We start from the raw sequence: 3,214 nt of genomic DNA, 5'->3' as shown, positions 1-3,214 counted from the left end.
CGCAAAACTGCGGCGGGCCTTGACCCGCTCCAGCAGACTCCCGTCCGTCAGCCGGTTCAGGCTCTGCAGAAACCCGTCGGCATGATATGTAACCCCAGCTTCCTTAAATGTAATCCGAATTTCCGTCTCCCCGTATCCCGTTAGTGTGATCGGAATTTCATGCAGCGCTTGCAGCTTCCGGTCCAGTCCCGCACGCACCTTCGCGATATCCATTCCGCCGACATTCCAGCCTGCAAGCATTGTCCCCTTCGGAACGCTGCGCTGGTCTGCATATAAATACAGCCCCCCGTATACTAGCGAAGCCGCTAAAATCAGTCCGATTAGCGCAATCAGGGCGCCATGTGTTTTTCTCATCGCAATGTCGTCTCCTCTGATACCGAAAATTTGCGCCGGGAGGCGCCGGTTCTACTGCATAGGTCTTTAGAAATAGGGTCCGCCATGCCGATATAGTTATAGGGACGCGGGCCCAGGCTGGATCATTCAAATATATGCAGGGTCCCAGCAAAACTTTCGGGTACTCAAGCAGTTACGGATTTGTTACAATAGATACGTCTGTGGCCATATCGCAGTTAATGAAAGCTTTACAGTGAATGCCGAAGAGCGTGGAACGGATAAGTCAGAATCGGGAAGTGATAAAGATGATCGAAATGCAGGATATCTGGAAGACATATCCAAATGGCACCCATGCACTTCAAGGAGTGTCGGTCAAAATCGACCGCAACGAATTCGTATATATCGTCGGCCCGTCGGGCGCGGGCAAATCGACATTCATGAAATTGATTTATAGAGAAGAAGCACCGACCAAGGGGCAGATTTCCGTGGGGGGGTTCAATATCGGCAAGCTGAAGCCGCGCAAAATCCCCTACGTGCGCCGCAATATCGGCGTAGTATTCCAGGATTTTAGGCTGCTTCCGAAGCTGACGGCTTTTGAAAATGTCGCGTTTGCGATGGAGGTTATCGAAGCGCCGAAAAAGCAGATCAAGAAACGGGTGAACGAAGTGCTCGATCTGGTGGGCCTGCGTTCCAAAGCGAATCGCGAGCCTTCCCAGCTCTCCGGCGGGGAACAGCAGCGGATCGCCATCGCCCGGGCAATCGTCAACAATCCTTCGGTCATTGTGGCAGACGAGCCTACAGGCAATTTGGACCCGGAGACGTCATGGGGCATTATGCAGCTGCTGGATGAAATTAATTTTCGCGGCACAACGATAGTTATGGCCACCCATAACCGGGATATCGTGAACAAAATGCGCAAACGCGTTCTGGCCATCGAGCATGGACTGCTCGTCAGAGACCAGCTGAGAGGAGAATACGGATATGAGTTTTAAAACCTTCTTGCGGCATGTGCGGGAAGGCTTCAAGAACGTATTCCGCAATGGCTGGATGTCGGTGGCCTCCATCACATCCATTGTCGTCTCCTTGCTCGTGCTGGGCGTCTTTATTTTATTGGTATTAAATGTGAACTCGCTGGCGGACAAGGCGGACAGTCAAGTGCAGATCACCGTTCATTTGACGCTGGAGACGAATCAAGCGCTGCGTGAGACGCTCCAGAATGAGATCGGCAGCATGCCCGAGGTCAGCAAAATCGAGTTCGTTCCCAAAGATCAGGGGCTGGAAGAGCTGCGCAAGGATTTGGGGCCGGATGCCGACAACATACTGGAAGGGTTTGACAAGGATAATAACCCGCTCAATGACGCTTTCCGGGTGGAAGTGGTGAAGGCGACGACCGTGCCGTTTGTGGCGGATAAGATCAAGGCGCTGAACGATACCCACCCCGAGAAACCGATCTACAAGGTGAAATATGGGGAGGGCGCCGTGGAGACTCTCTTCAAAATCACGCGCACGATCCGCAACGTCGGGTTTGTTTTTGTCGCAGGGCTCGGTGTCATGTCGATGTTCCTGATTTCCAATACGATCCGGGTAACCATACTGGCCCGCCGCAAGGAGATCGGAATTATGAAGCTGGTGGGGGCGACGAATGCCTTTATCCGCTGGCCGTTTTTTATCGAAGGCGCGCTGATTGGGCTGCTGGGCTCACTTATTACCGTTGGGGTATTATATGCCGGGTATTCCGGTCTGAATACATCCATGAAGGGTGATCCGCTGATGGGGTGGAGACTACTGCCCTTTACCGATATCTGGATGCAGCTGAGCGGTCTATTGGTCGGACTTGGGGTGCTGATTGGTATTTGGGGAAGCACCGTGTCCATCCGCAAGTTTTTGAAGATCTGAATTATGAAGACAAAGGACGGGGAACGTGAGTTGAGAAAAATAGCCGCCAGTTTAGCCGTATTGCTGCTGTCTGCCGTAATGTTCCAGCCCTCTGAAGGATATGCCAAGAAACCAACCGTCGCCGAAATCGACAAGCAGCTGAAGCAGCTGAAGCAGGATGTGAAGAACGCGAAATCGCAGCAGGAAAAAGCGGCTGCCCAAGGGCAACAGGCTCAGCACTACAAAAATAAAACGAACCAGAATCTGCAATATGTGCTCGGGCAGATTCAATTGGTGAAGGGCGAAATGAAGCAGATATCCGCCAAAATCGATAACACCGAGCAGTCGCTGAAGACAACGGCTTCCGAACTGGACGCTGCGCAGGAGCGGGTGGATTCGCGGCAGAAGCTGATTGAATCCCGTGTGCGTCTCATGTATACGGATGGAGCGGTGTCTTACCTCGACGTGCTGCTCTCTTCCAAGAGCTTCTCGGATTTCCTTGAGCGCGCGGATTCGCTTAAGCTAATCGTGGACCAGGACCAGGATTTGCTGGACCAGCATAAGCGGGACGAGGCGACCGTTACCCAAAAGAAGAAAGAGCTTGAAGGGCAGTACGCCCAGGCCAAGCAGCTGTACACTGATCTGGAATCACAGCGGGGCGTATTAAAGGAGAAGGAAGCCGAGAAGCAGGAGCTGATCGCTTATTACGGCAAGGCCATCGAAGATGCGGAGGATATCAGCCAGGAGCAGAACACCAAGTTGGTACAGTTAGCAAGCCAGCGGGCGGCGCTCGAAGACCAGAAGGACAAGCTGAGGGCTGAAGAGGCAGCGAGAAGAGCGGCGGCGGCCAAGGCGGCGGCAGCGAAAAGGGCGGCCGAGGAAGCGGCGAGAAGAGCAGCGGCGGCAGCGGCCAGCAGCTCCGGGGATTCGGACGCGGAGCATGGCGGCGATGACTCAAGCAGCACCTACGCCAGCGGCAGCGGACCGCTGCTGCTGCCCGTGGGCA

Annotated in this window: 3 protein-coding genes and 1 pseudogene; 3 read left to right on the top strand and 1 reads right to left on the bottom strand. The window is 54.0% G+C overall.

What is annotated here, in order from left to right; translation table 11 throughout:
- Positions 1–354, bottom strand: a pseudogene (locus L691_RS0122075) (VanW family protein); the annotation flags it as partial.
- A 284-nt stretch (positions 355–638) separates the two neighbouring features.
- On the opposite strand from L691_RS0122075, the gene ftsE reads away from it, so the two are divergent.
- The 3 genes from ftsE to L691_RS0122060 form a co-directional block, all read left to right on the top strand.
- Positions 639–1,325, top strand: coding sequence for a cell division ATP-binding protein FtsE (gene ftsE, locus L691_RS0122070; protein ID WP_025692479.1), 687 nt, complete (start codon positions 639–641; stop codon positions 1,323–1,325).
- Positions 1,315–2,229: a permease-like cell division protein FtsX gene (gene ftsX, locus L691_RS0122065; protein ID WP_025692478.1), complete on the top strand. Its 915-nt coding sequence runs from the start codon at positions 1,315–1,317 to the stop codon at positions 2,227–2,229. Before ftsE ends, ftsX begins: the two co-directional genes overlap by 11 nt.
- Before the next feature lie 3 nt (positions 2,230–2,232).
- A partial coding sequence (locus L691_RS0122060) for a coiled-coil domain-containing protein (RefSeq protein ID WP_198023090.1) occupies positions 2,233–3,214 on the top strand: 982 nt, incomplete at its 3' end.

Source organism: Paenibacillus zanthoxyli JH29 (assembly GCF_000520715.1).
GTDB classification, from domain to species: Bacteria; Bacillota; Bacilli; order Paenibacillales; family Paenibacillaceae; genus Paenibacillus_AQ; species Paenibacillus_AQ zanthoxyli.
This window is presented reverse-complemented; position numbering and strand designations above follow the sequence as displayed.